This is a genomic window from Hominimerdicola intestinalis (genome assembly GCF_054655215.1).
Map to the genome: position 1 here is coordinate 394,993 of NZ_BAAHNZ010000001.1, position 20,024 is coordinate 415,016.

The window sequence follows — 20,024 nt, forward strand, 5'->3', positions numbered from 1 at the left end:
GGTATTCCTCCCTTCGTCTGAAAAAGGCGACATAACGCCGCCTTGAAAATTTATTCAGACAGATCGATCTCCATTATCGGTTCGAGTACGTCGGCTCCTGCCGGAACCATAGGGAGAACGTTTATATCCTTATTAATACGGCAGTCGACAAGACAAGGCCTGCCGCAGGAAAGCGCTTTTTTAAGCATTGGCTCAATATCCGATTTCTTTTCTATCAGAACTCCTTCGATACCGAATGCGTCCGCAAGCTTCATAAGATCGGTTCCGCGGTCAATATCCGTCTGCGAAAATCTCTTTCCGTAGAAAAGCCGCTGCCACTGACGTACCATTCCCAGCACATTGTTTTCAAAGACAAGCTCAATTACAGGAATATTGTGCTTTGCAAGAGAGGAAAGCTCATTGCAGTTCATGAAAAAGCTTCCGTCGCCGGCAATATTTATAACAGGTGTGTCGGGATTTCCGCACTTTGAGCCGATAGCTGCGCCAAGACCGTAGCCCATAGTTCCGAGTCCGCCGCTTGAAGCAAATGAACGCGGTTTTCTGAAATTATAATACTGAGCCGCCCACATCTGATGCTGACCTACCTCGGTTGTTATTATCGCTTCTCCGCTTGTAAGCTTGTCAAGCGTTTCTATAACATCCTGAGGAAGAACCTCGTCCTCGCTTTCAACAGGAACCATTTTGAGCGCGTATTTATTTTTCCATTCTGCAATTTTTTCCATCCATTCGGAGTGCTTCAGATCAGGCAGGATTTCGTTCAGCTTTGCCAGAACATATTTTAGGTCGCCGACAACATAAGCGTCAACGTTTATGTTTTTTCCTATTTCCGCCGGGTCGATCTCAATATGTACTATCTTGGTGTCCTTCGCAAAGGTTCCTGCGTTGCAGAGAACTCTGTCTGAAAATCTTGAGCCGAGAACTATAAGCAGGTCGCATTCTCCAAGAGCCATTGCCGAGGTTTTTGTTCCGTGCATTCCAAGCATACCTGTATAAGCAGGCTTGGTGTTGTCAAAGGCGCATTGCCCCATTAAAGAAAGTGAAACGGGAGCGTCGCATTTTTCAGCAAATATGGCCATTTCGCCGGCGGCGTCGCAGGAAACGACTCCTCCTCCTGCATATATCATAGGTCTTTCGGCAGCCTTAATAAGCTTAGCCGCCGCCTCGATCTGTGAATTTATATCTTCTGGATTGTGATTTACGATTTTTTCAGGCTCGGTTCTTATAAATTCGCACTTTGCTGCGGTAACGTCCTTGGGAACGTCGATAAGAACAGGACCTTTTCTGCCCTCGTTAGCGATATAGAAAGCTTCTCTTATGGTATCGGCAAGCTTGTTTATATCCTTTACAATATAATTATGCTTCGTTACAGGCATAGTTATACCGCATATATCAACTTCCTGAAAGCTGTCAAGACCGAGGAGCGGAGTAGCTACGTTTCCGGTAATAGCTACCATAGGAATAGAATCCATATACGCCGTTGCGATTCCTGTGACCAGATTCGTAGCGCCCGGTCCTGAGGTCGCGATCACAACACCGGTTTTGCCTGTAGTTCTGGAAAAACCGTCAGCGGCGTGACAGGCAGCCTGCTCGTGAGCTGTAATGACGTGCCTGATCTTATCCGAATACATATAAAGCGAGTCGTAAATATTCAGAACTGATCCCCCCGGATAGCCGAATACGGTATTTACACCCTGTTCAAGCAGACATTCAACAATAATATCAGCACCTGTTAATAACATAATATGCCCCCATTTATAAATTAAAGATTAAATTTTATTATACAATATCCTGCTTGATTTGTCAACATGGGGCGTTTTGCATTTGACGAAAGTCAGTTCGGGCGGTTAAATATTTACATAAGTAAAAGTACGGTTACTGTTTATCATTTAATTGATGCGGATTATCTGTTATCGGTCATAGTCGGCAACTGCATGATAATTTATTTAGCTGGAGTTTCAATTTATTTTCGTGCTTTGCGTTCCGCATTTTTAAGCGGATAATTAAATGTAGTCTGTTCATTTTCGGGATCAAAGTAAATACACTTTTCTCAACTGACTGAATATATAAAAGCCGTATTTTGCGCTGTAAAATAAGATACCGCAGAATCAGAATTCTGCGGTATTACTGTTACTGTGTGCGTAAGGCTCAGACAATTATACTTTTCCTTACGTTGTCAAGCTCTTCAAGAAATGTTTTGTCAATATTTGAAAGCCTGTAGTTGTTCTGGTAAATAAGCACGTCCTTATTTGTTTTGCTTACTCCGGGGCATTGCCTTTGTACAAGACCGTATCTTTTAAGTACAGCTTTAGGCAGGGGAGATACCCACATAAACGCTTCCGGTACTGAGCTTAGTATATCGAACTGACTTCCTCTTTCGTATACATAAATATGCCGCTTGCTGCTTTGTATCTGAGTATTCTTTTTCTGGTATGCCGCAGAAATATTCGGAACGATATTGTCGCCGTGCAGTATCTCAATATAGCTGTCAAGCAGTTCTTCTGTTATTCCGGGTGCATTTGCCAGCGGACTTCTTTCGCTCATAAGAATAACGTAGTCGTACGTCCAGACCTCCTGAGCCCTTAGGTTTTTCTCTTCTATTATAGACATAAAAAAAGCTTCGTAGTTTATCGGATAGCGGATTATACCCATATTATATTCGCATTCGACAACTGCATTTATAGCGTCCATTGAGTTGGTTTCCTTGAATTTTATATCCATACGTTCCGTTCTGTCGACCTTGTTAAGAAACTCCGTAAACGCATAGGTTATATAGCTTGCTCTGGGAAGCAGCAGCTGAAAATCCACATAGCTTTCGGGATCTTCTTTGTAAAGCGATTCCATTTTGTCCATCTGAACAAGAATAGCCTTTGCGTACTGGAGAAATTCCTTGCCCTTTTCGGTTGCGACAACGCCCTTAGCGGAACGCTTAAATATAGGTATTCCTACCTCCCTCTCCATTTCCTTGATAGCCTTGGATAGATTAGGCTGTCCCATATAAAGCGCAGCGGCGGCTTTTGTAATAGAGCCGAGCCGTTCAACCTCCACCATATAACGAAGATGTGTCAGATTCATTGTCAACGCCCTCTTTTTTAGTCATGAAAGTTTATACATATGCAAGTATGCATGGTTATGATTATATTATACATGGAGAAGACAAGATTGTCAATAAATTAACAAAGAATTCTGAAAGTTTGACAAATTGAACAATTTTATGACAGTGCAATTGTGGGAATTATGAAAAGTTACAGAAGAAGGTACCCCAGAGCTAGCAGCAGCTTAACATCCGAGCCCTGTTTATACAATATGTAGATAAGAAGGCCGATCATTGCCTTTTCCTCGTCTATTTTTATTCCTCCTATATTAAAAAGCTCACCCTTTCGGGAAACTGTGCCTTTGCTTCCCAGAAGCCCTCCCAGAAGTCCCTGAATAGGATCGGTACGCTCCTTGGGAGCAGGATCGGCATTTTCCTGAGGCGGATGGGGAACAGCGGGCGGAGGCTCTTTTTTTTCGGGACTGCGTTTATTTCCGTTAACGATACTTCGGGAACGCTGCTGCATTTCACGGACGCGTTTTACTGCCTCCTCCTGCATAGTGGAGAAGTCCTTCGAGCTATAATAATCCAAATAAATCTCCCCCTAAAAGACCGCTTTCCTTTAATGCGGGATAAACGGCAAAAAGCTTGAATATTTTTATAAGACGGTCTATCTTTTGCTGGTTTTCTTCCTTTAGCAATGGTCTTAAAGCGAGCAGAAGCTCTACGTTTTTGTCTGATTTATTTGCCTGAGCCAATATTCCCTGAAGCTGCAAAAGCTTTCCCATATCAAAGCTCGGCTGAGCCGGAGCGTTCTGGGAACCGCTCTGTCCGGAGTTTACTCCAAGACCGGAAAGCAGACCCGACAGATCAAATGAACCGGTCTGATTCTGACCCGAAGCGGGCTGACCGGGGGAAACGGAAGGAACATTGTTCTTTACCGTTTCATTCCCTCCGGAAAACATTCCGCCCAGCTTTGACAGCAGCTGAGACAGATCAGGCCCTCCTGAGTCCTGCTGATTGCTTGAAGAAGAGCCTGACGCCGGCACAGGGGAGGCTGGCGGCTGACTCTGACTTTCCTGCATTTCGCTTGAAAGCATACCTGCAAGCTCCTGTATCTGCTTCATGCTTTCTTCGTCGTTAAGTACATTCTGTAGCTTGCTCATCAGATCGTCCACGTTAACACCTCCTCCGGGCTTTTATTGTCAGCCCTCGTTCAGTTTTTTGTATATTGCTTTAGCCTGCGGCGTTGACAGTATCTTTTCCGCTGTCTTAGGATCAGAAAGCGCCTTTTTCAGCATTGCGGCTTCATTTCCGGGCATTGTATTCAGCGCCTTTTCAAAAGTCCCGTCCTGAAGCTGACGCTGCAGAGTATCAGGTGTAGTGCCGAGTTTTTTTGACGCTATGTTGAGAAGAGCCTGTAATCCTTTGGGGTTTGGCTGATTAAAATTGCTCATAAAAAATTCTCCTTTTTTTTATTGTATTTATAAATAATTATGATATAATATAAAATAATATTCTATAGCCATATATGCACAATTCAGACAATTTTTCTTCTGACGTATATGGCTTTTCTTGACCGAGGGGGGAGAAAAACGTGCGCCTTATCGTGTTTTCAGATACGCATGGAAATGTCCGTAATATGCGTGAGATCTTCAGACGCTGCGAGGAAAGCGCTGATATCTTTATTTTTTTGGGCGACGGAGAACGGGATCTCGACAGAATAAGGGTATGCTATCCCGATAAAACTATAGTCAGCGCCGCCGGAAACTGCGATTATGCTTCGACAGCTCCCGACAATGATATTTTTATCGCCCGAACGACTAAGATATTTTTTACTCACGGTCACAACTGGGGAGTAAAGCGGTCGGCGGACAGGCTGTTTTTCAAGGCCCGCGAGATAGGAGCGGACGTAGTTCTGTTCGGTCATACACACTGCAGATATTACGGATATGGTGATGGAGTTCATATCCTGAACCCGGGAAGCGCCGGCTGCCCTCGGGACGGGAAACCTCCGTCTTATGCTTATATAGATATAACAGATTCCGGAATATTCTGCAGTCATGTCGATTTGTAAGCCGCTTTATGTATTTATTCTATGCTCAGAGGCGGCTTAATGTGAACGCAGATTTTATGTAATCGGAGGTGGTTTTTTGACTAAAAGGGAAAAGGCGGCTATAATATGCGGGCGACTTGAAGAAAAATACCCGGACGCATTATGCTCGCTTACATATACCAGACCTCATGAGCTTATGATAGCCGGCAGACTGTCGGCTCAGTGTACCGACGCAAGAGTTAATATAGTTACGAAGGAGCTGTTCAGCAGATACCGTTCGATAAGCGATTTTGCTAAAGCTGATATAAAGGATATAGAAGAGATTATCAAGCCCTGCGGTCTTTACAAGACCAAGGCCAGATCTATAGTTGAAATGTGCCGCAGGATAATGGACGTTTACGGAGGGGAAATACCTTCTGAAATAGACGAGCTTATTACGCTTCCGGGGATCGGAAGAAAAACTGCAAATCTGATAATGGGCGACGTATTTCATAAGCCTGCGGTAGTTACCGATACTCATTGCATAAGGATCTGCGGCAGGCTAGGTCTGGTAAAGAGCAGCGAGCCTGTCAAGGTTGAGGAGGAGCTGAGAAAAATACTCCCTCCTGAGAAGTCGTCGGATTTCTGTCATCGTCTGGTGCTTTTCGGACGGGAGATATGCAAGGCGAGAGGTGCAAAATGCGAAGAATGTCCGCTGACGGACGTTTGTGTGGAATATAAAAGAAAAGTAAAATGAGCGGTTGCGGATAGTCGGGAAAGGCGGTTATTATGAGGATATTCAATACATATGACAGTCCGGCAGGCAGAATGGTCATGTGCTGCGAAAACGGCTGTATAACCGACCTTTGTTTTGAAAAGGATTTTCATATCATAGGACTTAAAAAAGAAGAATCGGAGGTATTTGGGTTTTGCAGGAGTCAGCTGGACCGCTATTTCAATGGTTCTCTGAAAGAATTTTCTGTTCCGCTGAGCTTAAAGGGAACGGAATTTCAGCGCAGGGTATGGGAGCAGCTGATGAAAATACCCTACGGAGAAACGGCGTCTTATCGTGATATTGCTGTAAAAATAGGAAACCCTAAAGCGTTTCGTGCGGTCGGAAGCGCAAATAAAGCGAATCCCGTTTTGATAATCGTGCCGTGTCACAGAGTAATAGGCTTAAACGGAAATATTAAAGGATATTCTGGCGGTTCGGAACTCAAGGAGTATCTTCTCGGACTTGAACGGAAAAATATAGAATAAAGGCTTATTTGCGGCTTAATTAAAAAAGGCTTGCTTCCGGAATTGTCCGGCAGCAAGCCTTTATATTTTTATTTAATTTTTAGAATTCTGGATTCTTGCAAGCAGTCTGAGAACCTTGAGATAAAGCAGGATCACGCTTAGCATAAGACTGTAGGAGCAGAACCATTCATATTTTTTTGACAGCCCGTTTTCAACAGTCTGACCGATCGTTTCAAAATCTGTAAGCAGCAGCGCCGATGCCAGAAGAACTCCGAGTACTGCAAAAACTATTCCCAGAGGTCCGTTTTGTAAACTGATTATTGAAGAAACGATAGCGCTGTTGGGAGCCAGCCAGAACATAAGGGAGAATATCAGACCGCCTATAACCGATACCGTAAGACAGGTATAAACTACCGTTCTAAAGCCGTATCCTACTTTAACGATCCCCGATGTATAAAGGAACGCCATGACCCCGATTATAAGTACCGTAAGCAGCAGCGCTTCAACGATTATACCGCTGTAAGCCGCAGCATAGGTATAGGAGATAAATGTTACCGCATAACCCATTCCTGCACAGTAGATCGTACCCGTTAACGGTATAGTGCCTGTTGCAAACGAAGCGACAAGACCGCTTATAAGCGTTACTATCATAGCTCCGAATAAGATCGCGGATTCGTTTGCGTAAACAAAGTAACCGTCAGCGATCTCGACCCCTGTGTAGCCTTGGGACGCAAAGTAATTGTGCATATAAAAAAATGCGCCTATACCTACCAGTATTACCGCTATAAAATAAAGCGTTTTAATCAGTATACCCTTGTAGCTGGCGGTTTCTGCCCCTGAAAAAGCATCGTCAAAGCTGTTCAGCTTTGATATTGCCGGATTAGTATATACTTTTCTCTGTGAATTAACTGCCATTTTTAAAGCCTCCTGTAAAAATTTATTTTTTGTATTTATATTATAGCCTTTATAAGGACGTTTGTCAAGCCTGTATTTTTGCCTCGGCTTCTGTATTTAATATTTGCTCAGACGGCGGATATATGCAAAGGTTTTTTTCTCTCCTTTATCCCTTAGCATTATAAGGAGCTTTTCAAGAAAATCAGAGGTTTCTTTATGAATAAGCCGTTTTCCTTTAGCCTTGAGAAAATATTCGAGAGGATGAGCGTCGGTGTAATTGCTGCCCTGATATATTTTACTTGCGGCGACCCGGTCGCAGAACATTTCCTTTACATAGTTAAGCGGCATTTTTACGGGAGTAAGAAGCTTTGTATCAATATCATAATCGGTCCAATATTCAAAGTGGTGTCTGTTTCTGCCCTTATGGTGCATCCATGCCCTTGAATATCCGTAGGCTTCTCGCTCTCCCTCGTTTGGGGAGCGGTTTCCCTGATAGTATTTTACGCCAGGTATAAATTCGGACGGAGTATATTTAGACAGATCGTGCTTCAGTCCCTGAATAAAGATCCCGGCATACCGGCAGTGCTTTATAACCATATGTCTGTGCCTCGTTATCGTTATAAAATGAGCCAAAGCCTTGTTCATTCAAATCCGCCTTTCACAGGTAAATATTATACCGTAGAAATTTATTGACAATACCTGCCGTTAAATTTAATTTTATATCATCATTGAACTGCAATAAACGCATCGGAGCTGCCCCGATGCGTTGAGCTTTATTTTTTTGTCAGAGTCGTTTTTCTGTTTCCCTCTGTTAATATTATATTATCTCCGTCTGATTCAAGCGTATACGAAGACGAATTTCCGTTGATAGTAAGACGAAGTGATACCGAATCATTCTCTCCGTCATTGTCAGAATCGGCTTCCGTAATCGTGTATGAGCCTTTTTTTTCAGCCTGAGAGCCGTCCTTTTCATATTGCTGAGTTATCTTTCCGTCTGAAAAAATATATGTGGTGTCGTTGCTTCCGGCAAAGGTGCCGTTTAGCTTTTCCTGAAAATACTCGACTGTATTCGTATTTTCACTTTCGGAGGAACTCTGCTCCTCCTTGTTACCGCAGCCCGTAAAAACGGTAACTGCCGTCATTATCATCATAATTCCGATCAGAAGTCTTTTCATCGGAACGCCGACCCCTTTCATAATATATTTACCTGTAAACTCAGAAAAGTTTACATTAATCATACCTTATTATAGCTTATTTCAGCGCCTTTGTCAACTGAGTTTTTGAGGAACTTTCTGTATAAAAAAGCTTCCCGGAACATAACGCCGGGAAGCCTCTTTTATTTAATTGTCTGCTGTATCAGTACGCTACACCCTGCCATTTCATGGCGTCGGCTACCTTGAGGAAGCCTGCGATGTTAGCGCCGGCAACAAGGTTGCCCTCAACTCCGAATTCCTTTGAAGCGTTATATGAGTTGTGGAAAATATTGATCATAATATTTTTCAGCTTAGCGTCTACCTCTTCAAATGTCCAGGAAAGTCTTTCGCTGTTCTGGGACATTTCAAGTGCTGAGGTTGCTACGCCGCCTGCGTTTGCAGCCTTTGCAGGTCCGAAGAGTATTCCGGCAGCCTGGAACTTTTCAATAGCTTCGGGAGTAGATGGCATATTAGCACCCTCTGCAACTGCGAAAACGCCGTTATTGATAAGAATATCAGCCGACTCGCCGTCAAGCTCGTTCTGAGTAGCGCAGGGAAGAGCGATATCGCATTTGATAGTCCAGATCCCCTTGCAGCCTTCGTGATATTCTGCGCCGTCTACACGGTTAACGTATTCCTTGATCCTTCCTCTTTCAACTTCCTTGATCTGCTTAACAACATCAAGATTGATACCGTTGGGATCGTAGATATAACCGTTTGAATCGGAAAGCGCAACGACTTTGCCTCCAAGCTCTGTAGCTTTCTGCGTAGCGTAGATAGCAACGTTTCCGGAGCCTGAAACAACAACAGTCTTACCCTTGAAGCTGTCATTTTTCATGCATTTAAGCATTTCGTCTGTGTAATAGCAAAGACCGAAACCGGTAGCCTCTTTTCTTGCAAGCGAGCCGCCGTAGGAAAGGCTTTTTCCTGTAAGAACGCCTGTAAATTCGTTGCGGAGTCTTTTATACTGCCCGAACATATATCCGATCTCTCTTGCTCCTACTCCGATATCGCCTGCGGGAACATCGGTGTCTGCTCCGATATGCTTGCAAAGCTCTGTCATAAAGCTCTGGCAGAATCTCATGATCTCTCCGTCAGACTTGCCCTTAGGGTCAAAATCTGCGCCGCCCTTGCCTCCGCCGATAGGAAGGCCGGTTAGGCTGTTCTTGAAGATCTGCTCAAATCCCAGGAATTTGATTACGGAAGCGCATACCGACGGATGAAGTCTGAGGCCGCCCTTGTAAGGTCCGATCGCCGAGTTGAACTGTACTCTGAAGCCGCGGTTTACCTGTACCTTGCCGTTATCGTCTACCCAGGAAACTCTGAACTGGATAAATCTTTCAGGCTCTACGATCCTTTCGATTATACCTGCGTCTACGATGTCAGGTCTTTTTTCAACTACAGGCTCGAAGCTTTCGAGAACTTCCTTTACGGCCTGGAGAAATTCCTTTTCTCCGGGATTGCGTTTTTCTACCTGAGCGTAAACGCCGGCAAGATATGCATTCTTGATTTCCATAAAACTAACTCCTTATTATTTTAGATTTGCTGTGGATCCCGAATAATTCCGCCGCCTGGTTTAAAATTTAAGCAGCGGGATCCCATCTCGGTATCCGACACCTTTATTAGTATATCATATATGCTTTTATTTTGCAAGACCCGAGGGCAAAAAATTCAAAAAAATATTAAAATATGATAAAAAGAACGGTTTATTCTTAGAAAATGATTTAATTTTATGTGTAGGTTGCATATATTTGTAAGTTAATTGAAGCTGCCGGATACTGCGGCATTAATTATGATAAAATACTCGGCGGTTTTGAAGATTATTGACTTTTGTCATGTATAATGCTATAATGCTATTAGTGAAAGGTCCTCTTCCGCTTGAAAGGTCAGTGATAATAAATGTATGACTACGGCTTTCTGCAATGGCTGATGTTTTTTTACATATACTGTTTTGTAGGCTGGTGCATTGAATCGGCTATAGTTTCCTTCAGCCAGAGAAAATTTGTTAACAGAGGCTTTCTGCGAAGTCCTATGCTGCCTATCTACGGCTTCGGAGCGCTTATTATCCTGCTTGTCTGTCTTCCTGTACGGGACGTTCCGATTCTGGTATTTATATTCGGAGCAGCCGGGACTACGGTTCTTGAATACATGACCGGCTGGCTGATGGAGAGCCTGCTGAAAATGAAGTACTGGGACTACAGCGGCAAAAGGTTTAATATAAAAGGATATATTTGCCTTAGATCTTCGCTTTTCTGGGGATTATTATCGCTGCTGCTTATGTATGTGATACATAAGCCGATAGAAAAAGCGGTAGTTACAATGTCCGGATCGTTAACGCTGATAATTACGGCAGTTATTTCCGCATTATTCATTTCCGATCTTGTATATGCTGTTCGCACCGCTCTTGACCTCAATAAACTGCTGGCGAAGATCACCGAGATCAGATCCGAGCTTGCGAAGGCGAAGGAGGAGCTGGAGCTTAAGCTCGAGAGTTCGGAAAGAGCTTCCGCCGCTGCGGCAAGAATAGAGGCGCTGAGGGCTGACAAGGCGAAGCTTACCGAGCGGATAGGCTTTTTCAAGAAGGACTTTATCCTTGCTCACCCTACCGCCAGATCTCAAAAGTTCAATGAAGCGCTTTCTGAGCTCAGGGAAAGGCTTCAGAAGAAAAAATAGCTCATATAAGAAAATAAAGCTGTACGGTATATTATTCGTACAGCTTTTTAAATTATGTGTATTTGCAACAAATCATAATACTTTTATATATGCAAAACGCAGAAGTTTAAAATTCAAGACAAATTTCGTTGAAATATTATCCTTGAAATGATATAATTAAAATAAAGAATAAAAGAGGGAGTCGGCCATTATGAAAATAAAAAATATTATAATGTTTTTATGCTCCGCTTCTGTTGCCTGTACTTTGTATATACATACGGACAGGCTTGATGTTAAAACATATGCTCAGGAGCATTCACATGACTACTGTAAGACCGTAATAAGCGAGCCGGATTGTGTAAACGGCGGAGAATATTATTTTGAATGTGCCTGCGGTGACAGCTATTTCGAGTATCCGGAGGCTCTTGGTCACGCTCCGAGCGAATGGATAACTGATAAAGAGCCCACCGACGAATGGGGTCATAAACACAAGGAATGCATAGTCTGCGGGTATATTCTTGAGGAAGAGGATATACCTCCTGTTCTTCAAAATATTTCTCAGTGCAGTGTGAATTATATTTCTGCATATGTGTATACGTCAAAGGAAATAACTCCCGCTGTAAATGTAACGCTCAACGGTGTAAAGCTGACGGAAAATACCGATTATACCGTTGAATACAGGAACAATAAGGAGATAGGTACTGCCTCAATTATTGTCAAAGGGATGGGAGGTTTTACAGGGACAGTCAGCAGGACATTCGTTATAACCGGACCTACTGTCAAAGCGCCTGCGGGCTTTGCAAATACCAATTCTTCGCCGACGGTAGTTAGGCTTGACTGGAAAAAGGTCAGCGGAGTTACCGGCTACAGAATGCAGAAATGGAATTCACAGAAGCGTGTCTGGGAAAGCTATAAGACGTTTTCGGCGGATACAGTTAGACATAATCAGGGAAATCTGAAAGAGGGTACGACGCTTAAGTACCGTATACAGAGCTATAAGACGATAGGAAACAGAACCTTCTACAGTATCTGGTCTGAAATTTATGCTTCTACCGATCCGGGAAAAGTAACCGGACTGAAAGCCGTTTCACTAACCGAAAACGGGTATACTATAAAGTGGTCGCCTGTAAGAAATGCTGATAAATACATAGTTTACCGTTACGACGCAGCGTCTGATTCCTATAAAAAGCTTACGGCGACAGCAGGAACATCGATTAAGGTTACAGGCAGAACAGCCGGACAGAGAAATGCCTATAAAATTCAGGCGGTAAAGGTAAGAAGCTGGAAAACTTATGAGGGTCAGCTTGTAAAGATAAAGTTTTCCTCAAAGCCCTCTCAGGTAAAAAATCTTAAGACCGAGGTTGACAGAAGAACCATGAAGGTCAGCTGGAATAAGGTCCCGAATGCCACCGGCTATCAGGTATACTATAATTCCGCCAAAACGGGCAATTCTGTTCTGCTGAAGGAAATAACCTCGGGCAGTACCACAAGCTTGACTACAAAAGCTCTTCCGGTGGGAAGAAATTATTATGTAAAGGTCAGAGCGGTTTCCAAAACTCCTGACGTAAAGGTCACGGGAGTATGCTCGTCATGGAAGAAAACCAGAGTGTTCAACGATAAAAGCTATGATTCCATTATAAACGGCTACAGCAATTCATATTCGGTAAAGCTTACCAACGGTCAGGGCTATGCAATTTCTAACAGTGCAAAGAACAGACTGTATAATTCGCTGACAGGTCTTGGGGGAACGGCAAGCTTTATGCTGCTTGACCTCGACAGCGGCGCAATGGTCGGCTATAATGCAAAATCCTATCTCGGAACGGCAAGTACCGTAAAAATGCCTTATATGCTGTACTGCCTAAAGGAAATGGAGGACGGCTCGCCTTCAATGAACACTAAGCTTACCTACCGCGGCAGCGATTACTCAGGCGGCTCGGGAATAATAAAGAATTACAGCTTCGGCACACAGTTTACAATAAAGCAGTGTATGCAGTATATATTTGATTACAGCGATAACTGCGCTTATTATATGCTTCAGGATTACTTCGGATATTTCGGTTATAATAAATACATAGCGTCGCTGGGGTGCAGAACGACAATGAGCGCATATCAGCGCTGGGGATACGTTTCTGCGGCTGATTCCGCAAAGGAATGGATACAGATGTATAAGTACATTTACAGCGGAAAATATAAAGATTTTATAAGAAAAGGACTTGCAGGCTCAACGGCAAGCAATTTCAGGATAGGTCTTAACGGAAAATATACCGTATATTCCAAGTGCGGGTGGACAGATGAGCTTCACCATGATACAGCCGTAGTTGAGGCTGAACATCCGTATGTTCTTATCTGCTTTACAAACCGCGTCAGTCCCTACAGGCTTCAGGAGGTTGCTAGAGCGGCTGATGCGATCCACAATGAAATGTGGGCATACTACGGAAGGTAAAGCTTCTCTTTACAGAGCGGCGCATTTATTGATAAAAGCCGAAGAGGCGAACGCAGTTCAGTCTACGCAAACGACGTAAGCGCAGAAGAGAATTGCGTTCGCCCTTTCCTTTTGGAAAATGACGCCCTTTTTTATTCAACGCTTTTAGTTCATATGAGCTTTTAAAGTGAGCAAAGCTTTTTTTTCTATCCTTGAAACATATGACCGTGAAATATTCAGCTTCTGGGCTACCTCTCGCTGAGTCAGGGGAGATTGATTATAAAGTCCGTAGCGCAGGATAATTATTTCAGATTCCCGTTTGTCAAGATATTTGTCTACCAGTCTGTAAAGCCGTTCGGAGGAAAGCAGAAGCTCAATACTGTCTGCTACGCTGCTGCCGTCGGAGATTATATCTATTAATGTAAGCTGATTGCCGTTTTTATCGGTTTCTATAGGTTCGTCGAAATGAAGCTCTCCGGCTGATTTCTTCAAAGAGCGGAAATGCATAAGTATTTCATTTTCGACGCACCTTGACGCATAAGTCGCAAACCGGCAGCCTTTGGTATAATCAAAGGTAGAAACGGCTTTAATTAGTCCGATAGTTCCTATAGATATCAGATCGTCCTGATCCTTTGACGCAGAATAGTATTTTTTTATTATGTGTGCGACAAGCCTCAGGTTATGTTCTATAAGCTTATCCTTAGCGGCCTTGTCGCCCTGTGCGATCCTCTCAAAGCATTCCCTTTCCTCCTTTGCGGACAAAGGCTTCGGAAAGACGTTTTTGCTGTCGAAATGCAGGGCAAAGAAAAGAAAATGACTGCTGAGGAACTGTATGATCAGTGCGAACATAAGGTTACCGCCTCTCTGAATTGTTTTTGTTTGTTTGTATATCCTATGTTGAAACGGGGATTGTCTATTCCTTAGGGAGCGGCGGCGATTGTTAAGGTGCATAAAAGTATTGAACTTTTTTGTGAATACATACAAAATTACATCTCAGTCTTATTTGACTTTATGTGATTCTTGACAAAAAAAGCGGAATAGTCTATAATTTATTATGTGATTTTAAATATATTCTGCCGATAAGGTTTATTGTGTGGAAACCGGAGCAGATCAAAAGAGAAACAAAACGTACGGCTGGAGGAAAGTTTAAGCAATGAAAGGGAGCAAAGCAAAGGCGGCAGTTTATCTGATCGCCGCGGCGCTGATGATACAGATGTTTTCTCTGTGCGGCGCTGCATATGATATTTCAAAAATAAAAGGTGCAGTCAAAACGACGGGAGCTGAGCTGCCGGAATATTCCGAAGGCTGTGAGCAGATAAACGCAGCTGAGCTGGGTGCGGACGGAAGCGGTGAAAAGGATTCGGCCAAGGCTATCCAGAAGGCGTTGGATTACGCAAGGGACAACGCTTCCGATCAGCTTCAGGTAAAGGTTTTTATTCCGGCAGGCGAATACCGTATCTCGAAAACTCTGAGAATATACAGCAATACATGGCTGTATATGGATGATGGCGCTGTAATAAAGAAGTGCTTTGACGGCGGCTGTATGCTGAAAAATACCAAGCAGTATTATTCCGGCGGCTACGACGCAGACAGGAATATAATTATCGAAGGCGGAACATGGGACGGAAACACCTCCGAATATTACAAAACGGCGTATTTCTCCAACATAAGAATAGGTCATGCGAGAAATATTATTTTCAGGAATTCAAAAATATGCAATAACAAAAACGGACATCATCTTGAGCTGGGAGGAATAGAGGGGCTTACAATTGAAAACTGCCGTTTCAGCGGCTATACAGGATCGCTTCAGAAGGAGGCTATTCAGCTTGACGTTCTGAATAATCCCGGTCTGTTTGTCGAATACGAGCCTTTTGACGATACTGCTACAAACAATGTGGTTATAAAAAACAACGAGTTTGACAGTCTTTGCAGGGGGATAGGCTCTCATTCGGCGGTGCTTGGAAAATATTATACCAATACTGTAATAAAGGATAATACTTTTAAAAATATCAGCGGCGTCTGCATTATAATGTATAATCATAAGAACTGTACTATCGAGAACAACGTAATGTCCGAAGTCGGTATGGGAATTGATTTTATGTATATGAGCGGCGACGGCTCAACGGACTATTTCAGACCGATCGGCAGCACCTATGAAGCTGCGCTGAGCAATATAAACGACGACGCTCAGACTGTTATCAAGGGCAATGAAATAGAAACAAGAATCACCTCGGCGGCGTCTCAGCCATACGGGATCAGGATATACGGTAAAAATGTGAAAGGTACCAAGCTTCCGGATCATAATTACAGGGTGCAGGGCGTAAAGATAAGCAGGAACAAGATAAAATCGGCAGCGCAGGCGGTGATCCTCGACGACGCTGTTGACTGCGATATTTCAGGCAATAAACTGAGCTGTACAAAGGACGGCTTTGTCAAAGGCTCGGCTCTTATAGATATTGTAAGAAGCAAGTATATCACCGTTTCCGAAAATACCGTTTCCGGCAGTTCCGGGGACGGGATAAAAATAAGCGGAGGAAAGAAGTTTACCGTAAAGGCGAATACGGTAAAATCAGCTGGTGAGTCAGCGGTATGTCTTACTGGAAAGGTCAGCGAGTCGAAAGTCTACGAAAATACGGTAAAAAAACCGTCCGCCTGCGGAATTTTGATAAAGGATTCATGCTCGGATATTTCAGTAGACCGAAATTCGGTTGAATACGCTGGAAGCTCCGCAATATGCTTTGCCGGAAAAACGACTGAAAATATAAGCTGTACCGATAATTCAACGGCTCAGTCTGCAAGGGGAATATGTCTTACGGGAGAAAGCAAAGCGTCAGTAAAGGGAAGCGTCTTCAGCAGCAATTCAAAAAATATCGCAGTAGGCGAAGGCTCATACTGTGTTACAGCTGCACCCGGTAATTTTACGGCGTCTGATATTACGGAAAATAATGCGGTTCTTACCTGGGATTATCAAAGTGAAGCCGCAGGTTATGAAATATACAGAAAACGCGGCTCGGACGGTGAATACGAGATAGTTTCCGACCAGACTGAAAACAGATTCGAGGAAAACGATTTAACCTCTAAAACACTGTATTTCTACAAAGCAGTTCCATATGTAATGCAGGGAGAAAATAAGCAGTACGGTAATGCCGTTAAGGATTTTTCCGTAAAAACAAAGACCTCTATTGAAAAAGCCTTCATTGATATACAGCCGGAAATGGCATTTACCGGACGGGCAAGAACTCAGGACATCACGATAAAAGCGGCCGGAGCAACGCTGATTCCCGATATAGACTATACGGTTGAATACTTTAATAACGTAAATATAGGCACAGCTCAGGTAAAGATCACCGCTCAGGGAGATTACTGCGGAGAGGTAGATGCTGAATTTGATATAGTTCCTATGAGTCAGGACGCAGTCAAAGTAGTTCCCAGAACCGAAAAACCTTCCTCCCTTGTGAGCAGAAAAACATCTGAAGGAGGATACAGCGTAAATTGCCTTATAAATGATTTTGTTTCCTTAGCCGACGGAAAGGAGCTGAAAACTCCTGTTCAGATCAGTCTGGAGTCATTTAAGGTAAGAAAGACCTATCTCGTAAGCGTTAGATCGTATAGTACGGTAGACGGTACCCGTATTTACGGAGCATGGTCAGAACCCAGATGAGTTCCAAGCAGTTCCGAAGCTATACGGAGCTGCTTTTTAATGCAAAAAAGAGACCGCACTAAAGCAGTCTCTTTTTTCAGTTTCAGAATGAAAGATCCGATTTGACTTTATTTATCAACGTCCTCAACAGGCTCTTCTACGCTGTCAAGGTCAGCTTCAACGTCCCCGGTAGTATCATCGGAAGGCGTATCCTCGGAGGCTTCTTCTGATTCCGCTTCTTCATCAGACTCACATTCGTCACAACCGCAGCAGCAGTCATCAAAATCATCGTCCAGCTCTTCGTAATCGTAATCCTGAAGCTCCTTACGTTTTTTTAATGCAAAAATTGCAGCAGCGCCGGCAGCGACAGCTCCGAGAGCGGCAAATATTTTTAATCCGTTACCCATGTTCAAACACTCCTTTAATTTCATTCCGATACGCAGCCTTACAGCCTCTTATATCGTATCAGCTTACAGATATTATACCACAGACTGTATTAATAATCAAGTATTTTTCAAAAAATAAAAAAATAAGTTTGTTTTTTTGTGCATAATTGACAAATAGCCACTGACTGTATTTAAATATTTCCTGTTATCGACATTATTATACTTATAGCAGCAAGAGGCGCGGTCTCACATCTTAATATGCGGTTTCCCAATGTTGCATGGGTTATTCCGCAGATCTCCGCCTTCTTTGCTTCGCTTTGTTCAAAGCCGCCTTCGCTTCCGATAAGAAGTCCTGCGCTTTTGCAGGAGCAGAAATCAACTGACCTGAGCGGAACGCCGCCTTTTTCATAGCACATAAGCGAAACGTCAAGCTCGGCAAGCCTTGTTATGCATTCGTCAAAGGTTATTATTTCCGCTATCTGCGGGATTATACCTCTGCCGCATTGCTTTGCCGCCTCCAAAGCGATCTTCTGCCACCGCTGGCGCTTCCTTTCCGAGCTTTTTCTGTCAGGGCGGGATACACATCTTTCCGTAAGAACGGGATAGATCCGATAAACCCCTAGCTCAACTGCTTTTTGTATGATAAGATCCATTTTATCGGATTTAGGCAGAGCCTGAAACAGGTGAAGCTGAATGTCAGGTTCGGCAAGCGACGGCTGTGCTTCGATAATATTACAGATCACAGCGCTGTCTGATATTTCCTTGATCACAGATATGTACTCTGTTCCGTTGCTGCACAGAATAAGCTGCTCCCCCGGCTTCATTCTCAGACTTCTTCCTATATGAATTGCATCGGCGCCGGTAATTACGGCCTCTGAGCCGTCGGGTTCACTGATAAAAAAACGCGGCATCTTATTATCCTCCGTATGAGTTCTGCCGATTTTCGGCGTATTTTCAGTATATCACATCTTAAAAAAAAGTTCAATAAATTTCATACTAAATACAATAAGTTTTCACACGCATATCACATTAGTTGGGTATTATATATACGTCGAAGGACAACGGTTCACATCAGCGGTTCCTTTGATTATCTGCCGAAAGACGGCGTTTATTCATGGTATGTTGGCTTTTACCCCAAGCCTTCATATATACAGTTCAGTAGGAAGAAATTTCTACTGGCTTCTCCCCTATAATTTTTTATTTTTTGGCTCCCGCTTTTTGGCGGGAGTTTTTTTGTCTGATTTTAAATGTAAGATTATGTAAAGCAATAGGACAGGCTGGGCTGTACGCATTTTTAAAAGCAAAAATTCAGTGAAAACAGGCAAAAAACATTGACAGCGGCGGCTAAATGTACTATAATTTACTTACAGCAAAGTTAAAGGGGAAAGATAAAAGGGGGAAGCGCTTAATGGCTGATACGGATAAGAAGCTGAAAAAGCTTGAGGCTGAGATAAAAGCCGGGCAGAAAACAGAAGAATATCACAGCTGCATACACAAGGGAAATTCAAAGGGTTCGTCCGACCGCGAGCTGCTTCAGTTTTTTATGGGTTTTCTTTTATTCGGCGGCGGAGTTTTCTGGATACTTAATTCATTTACTGTTTCAAGTACATGGGGCGGCGGCTACTGGAGTATGTTCGGTATGCGTCTGCCGACGGGAACTATGCTTATACCTCTTCTGGTAGGTATAGGTCTGCTCTTTTTTCTCGACAGAAAGATAATAGGCGGTATAGTCTGCTGTCTGGGACTTCTGGTTATTCTTATATCTTTGCTCACTTCGCTTGAGTTTCATGCCGTAAGAAGCTCTCTATACGTTTATATAATTATGTTTTCAATGACGGCGGCAGGTGCGGCCCTGCTGATAAAAACGCTTTTCAGAAAGAGGTAGACGCTGTATGATTCGGCGGCGGGAGCGGAAATTTTAATATGAACTTTTTTACATTAGGATATGCTTTTTTAGCGGTACAGCTTAATTTCGGCTGGGTCCTGAATTATATACTTAAGCTTGTTGGAATGCTTTTTATGCTGGGAGGAATATCGGAGATATCCGATTTTTCCAAAAATTTTGCGGTTATGAAAAAGCGGGCGTATATTCCGTTGGGAATATGTACTGCGTCCTGCCTGACGGCGGCGGTATTCAGGCTTTCCGCAACAGGAGGAGCGGTTTTCAGCGCGGTAAGCGTTACTGCGGGGGCTGCATCGGCTGTGGCGGTGTTTGTATTTACAGGGAGCTTGATAAAGCTTCTTATGAATAATAATTATCTGGTGAACGACGTATCGAATCTCTCAAGGCTTTATTCCAACTGGCAGAAGCTTGCCTTTTTTACAGGAGCCAATATATTGTTCGATATTCTCAACAGGGCGGTTCCTGTTTCTGCAATAGCCGATTTCTCGGGAGTAATGATGACTGTTACAAAGATAATAACATATATTTTCGCTGTGTCTGCTGTGTGGACATTCAATAAGGCGAGAATGGATTTCAATAATAAGCATTCCGGCGGTTCTGAACTGTCGGATAAATAAAAAATAATTAAT

20 protein-coding genes are annotated in these 20,024 nt (G+C 43.3%); 8 read left to right on the forward strand and 12 right to left on the reverse strand.

All coding sequences use genetic code 11. The annotated features are described in order from the left end of the window. Positions 1 to 50 precede the first annotated feature (50 nt). From ilvB to ACYQ0H_RS01935, 5 genes are all read right to left on the reverse strand, one after another. A complete protein-coding gene (gene ilvB, locus ACYQ0H_RS01915; RefSeq protein WP_459811137.1) occupies positions 51 to 1,739 on the reverse strand; it encodes a biosynthetic-type acetolactate synthase large subunit in 1,689 nt (562 codons plus the stop codon). A gap of 406 nt (positions 1,740 to 2,145) precedes the next feature. Further along, a complete protein-coding gene (locus tag ACYQ0H_RS01920; protein WP_459811138.1) occupies positions 2,146 to 3,072 on the reverse strand; it encodes a LysR family transcriptional regulator in 927 nt (308 codons plus the stop codon). A 170-nt stretch (positions 3,073 to 3,242) separates the two neighbouring features. After that, complete coding sequence (locus tag ACYQ0H_RS01925; RefSeq protein ID WP_459811139.1) at positions 3,243 to 3,623, reverse strand: hypothetical protein; 381 nt, start codon at positions 3,621 to 3,623, stop codon at positions 3,243 to 3,245. Further along, positions 3,610 to 4,209, reverse strand: a complete 600-nt coding sequence (locus ACYQ0H_RS01930) for a hypothetical protein (RefSeq protein ID WP_459811140.1) — start codon at positions 4,207 to 4,209, stop codon at positions 3,610 to 3,612. The genes ACYQ0H_RS01925 and ACYQ0H_RS01930 overlap by 14 nt, the downstream gene beginning before the upstream one ends. Before the next feature lie 27 nt (positions 4,210 to 4,236). After that, a complete protein-coding gene (locus ACYQ0H_RS01935) occupies positions 4,237 to 4,488 on the reverse strand; it encodes a hypothetical protein (RefSeq protein WP_459811141.1) in 252 nt (83 codons plus the stop codon). Between the two features lie 140 nt (positions 4,489 to 4,628). Between ACYQ0H_RS01935 and ACYQ0H_RS01940 the strand changes: the two genes are divergently transcribed. From ACYQ0H_RS01940 to ACYQ0H_RS01950, 3 genes are all read left to right on the forward strand, one after another. Further along, positions 4,629 to 5,108: a metallophosphoesterase family protein gene (locus ACYQ0H_RS01940; RefSeq protein ID WP_459811142.1), complete on the forward strand. Its 480-nt coding sequence runs from the start codon at positions 4,629 to 4,631 to the stop codon at positions 5,106 to 5,108. A 76-nt stretch (positions 5,109 to 5,184) separates the two neighbouring features. Further along, on the forward strand, positions 5,185 to 5,823 hold the full coding sequence (gene nth, locus ACYQ0H_RS01945; protein WP_459811143.1) for an endonuclease III: 639 nt from the start codon (positions 5,185 to 5,187) through the stop codon (positions 5,821 to 5,823). A 32-nt stretch (positions 5,824 to 5,855) separates the two neighbouring features. After that, positions 5,856 to 6,326: a methylated-DNA--[protein]-cysteine S-methyltransferase gene (locus tag ACYQ0H_RS01950; protein ID WP_459811144.1), complete on the forward strand. Its 471-nt coding sequence runs from the start codon at positions 5,856 to 5,858 to the stop codon at positions 6,324 to 6,326. A 72-nt stretch (positions 6,327 to 6,398) separates the two neighbouring features. Here the strand turns inward: ACYQ0H_RS01950 and ACYQ0H_RS01955 are convergent, their stop codons facing one another. The 4 genes from ACYQ0H_RS01955 to gdhA form a co-directional block, all read right to left on the reverse strand. Continuing rightward, positions 6,399 to 7,220 carry a Bax inhibitor-1/YccA family membrane protein gene (locus ACYQ0H_RS01955; RefSeq protein WP_459811145.1) on the reverse strand — a complete coding sequence of 274 codons (822 nt, stop codon included), beginning with the start codon at positions 7,218 to 7,220 and terminating at the stop codon, positions 6,399 to 6,401. 96 nt (positions 7,221 to 7,316) lie between these two features. Beyond that, positions 7,317 to 7,844 carry a DUF5662 family protein gene (locus ACYQ0H_RS01960; protein WP_459811146.1) on the reverse strand — a complete coding sequence of 176 codons (528 nt, stop codon included), beginning with the start codon at positions 7,842 to 7,844 and terminating at the stop codon, positions 7,317 to 7,319. A gap of 128 nt (positions 7,845 to 7,972) precedes the next feature. Beyond that, the gene (locus ACYQ0H_RS01965) at positions 7,973 to 8,395 is read right to left on the reverse strand and encodes a hypothetical protein (protein WP_459811147.1); all 423 of its coding nucleotides are present in this window, start codon (positions 8,393 to 8,395) and stop codon (positions 7,973 to 7,975) included. Positions 8,396 to 8,555: 160 nt separating this feature from the next. Next, positions 8,556 to 9,908, reverse strand: a complete 1,353-nt coding sequence (gdhA, locus tag ACYQ0H_RS01970) for an NADP-specific glutamate dehydrogenase (RefSeq protein ID WP_459811148.1) — start codon at positions 9,906 to 9,908, stop codon at positions 8,556 to 8,558. A gap of 383 nt (positions 9,909 to 10,291) precedes the next feature. Between gdhA and ACYQ0H_RS01975 the strand changes: the two genes are divergently transcribed. Continuing rightward, a complete protein-coding gene (locus ACYQ0H_RS01975; protein WP_459811149.1) occupies positions 10,292 to 11,065 on the forward strand; it encodes a putative ABC transporter permease in 774 nt (257 codons plus the stop codon). Between the two features lie 190 nt (positions 11,066 to 11,255). Continuing rightward, positions 11,256 to 13,487: a serine hydrolase gene (locus ACYQ0H_RS01980; protein WP_459811150.1), complete on the forward strand. Its 2,232-nt coding sequence runs from the start codon at positions 11,256 to 11,258 to the stop codon at positions 13,485 to 13,487. 144 nt (positions 13,488 to 13,631) lie between these two features. On the opposite strand, the gene sigK is transcribed toward ACYQ0H_RS01980, so the two are convergent. Next, complete coding sequence (sigK, locus tag ACYQ0H_RS01985) at positions 13,632 to 14,315, reverse strand: RNA polymerase sporulation sigma factor SigK (RefSeq protein ID WP_459811151.1); 684 nt, start codon at positions 14,313 to 14,315, stop codon at positions 13,632 to 13,634. Between the two features lie 304 nt (positions 14,316 to 14,619). Here sigK and ACYQ0H_RS01990 point away from each other — a divergent pair, with 304 nt between their 5' ends. Then, positions 14,620 to 17,127, forward strand: a complete 2,508-nt coding sequence (locus ACYQ0H_RS01990) for a right-handed parallel beta-helix repeat-containing protein (RefSeq protein WP_459811152.1) — start codon at positions 14,620 to 14,622, stop codon at positions 17,125 to 17,127. 107 nt (positions 17,128 to 17,234) lie between these two features. Here the strand turns inward: ACYQ0H_RS01990 and ACYQ0H_RS01995 are convergent, their stop codons facing one another. Together ACYQ0H_RS01995 and ACYQ0H_RS02000 are read right to left on the reverse strand one after the other, a co-directional pair. Continuing rightward, complete coding sequence (locus tag ACYQ0H_RS01995; RefSeq protein WP_459811153.1) at positions 17,235 to 17,513, reverse strand: hypothetical protein; 279 nt, start codon at positions 17,511 to 17,513, stop codon at positions 17,235 to 17,237. Positions 17,514 to 17,683: 170 nt separating this feature from the next. Further along, positions 17,684 to 18,403: a 16S rRNA (uracil(1498)-N(3))-methyltransferase gene (locus ACYQ0H_RS02000; protein WP_459811154.1), complete on the reverse strand. Its 720-nt coding sequence runs from the start codon at positions 18,401 to 18,403 to the stop codon at positions 17,684 to 17,686. 497 nt (positions 18,404 to 18,900) lie between these two features. On the opposite strand from ACYQ0H_RS02000, the gene ACYQ0H_RS02005 reads away from it, so the two are divergent. Together ACYQ0H_RS02005 and ACYQ0H_RS02010 are read left to right on the forward strand one after the other, a co-directional pair. Then, positions 18,901 to 19,377, forward strand: a complete 477-nt coding sequence (locus ACYQ0H_RS02005) for a hypothetical protein (RefSeq protein WP_459811155.1) — start codon at positions 18,901 to 18,903, stop codon at positions 19,375 to 19,377. Positions 19,378 to 19,415: 38 nt separating this feature from the next. After that, positions 19,416 to 20,012, forward strand: a complete 597-nt coding sequence (locus ACYQ0H_RS02010) for a hypothetical protein (RefSeq protein ID WP_459811156.1) — start codon at positions 19,416 to 19,418, stop codon at positions 20,010 to 20,012. The last annotated feature ends 12 nt before the right edge of the window (positions 20,013 to 20,024 follow it).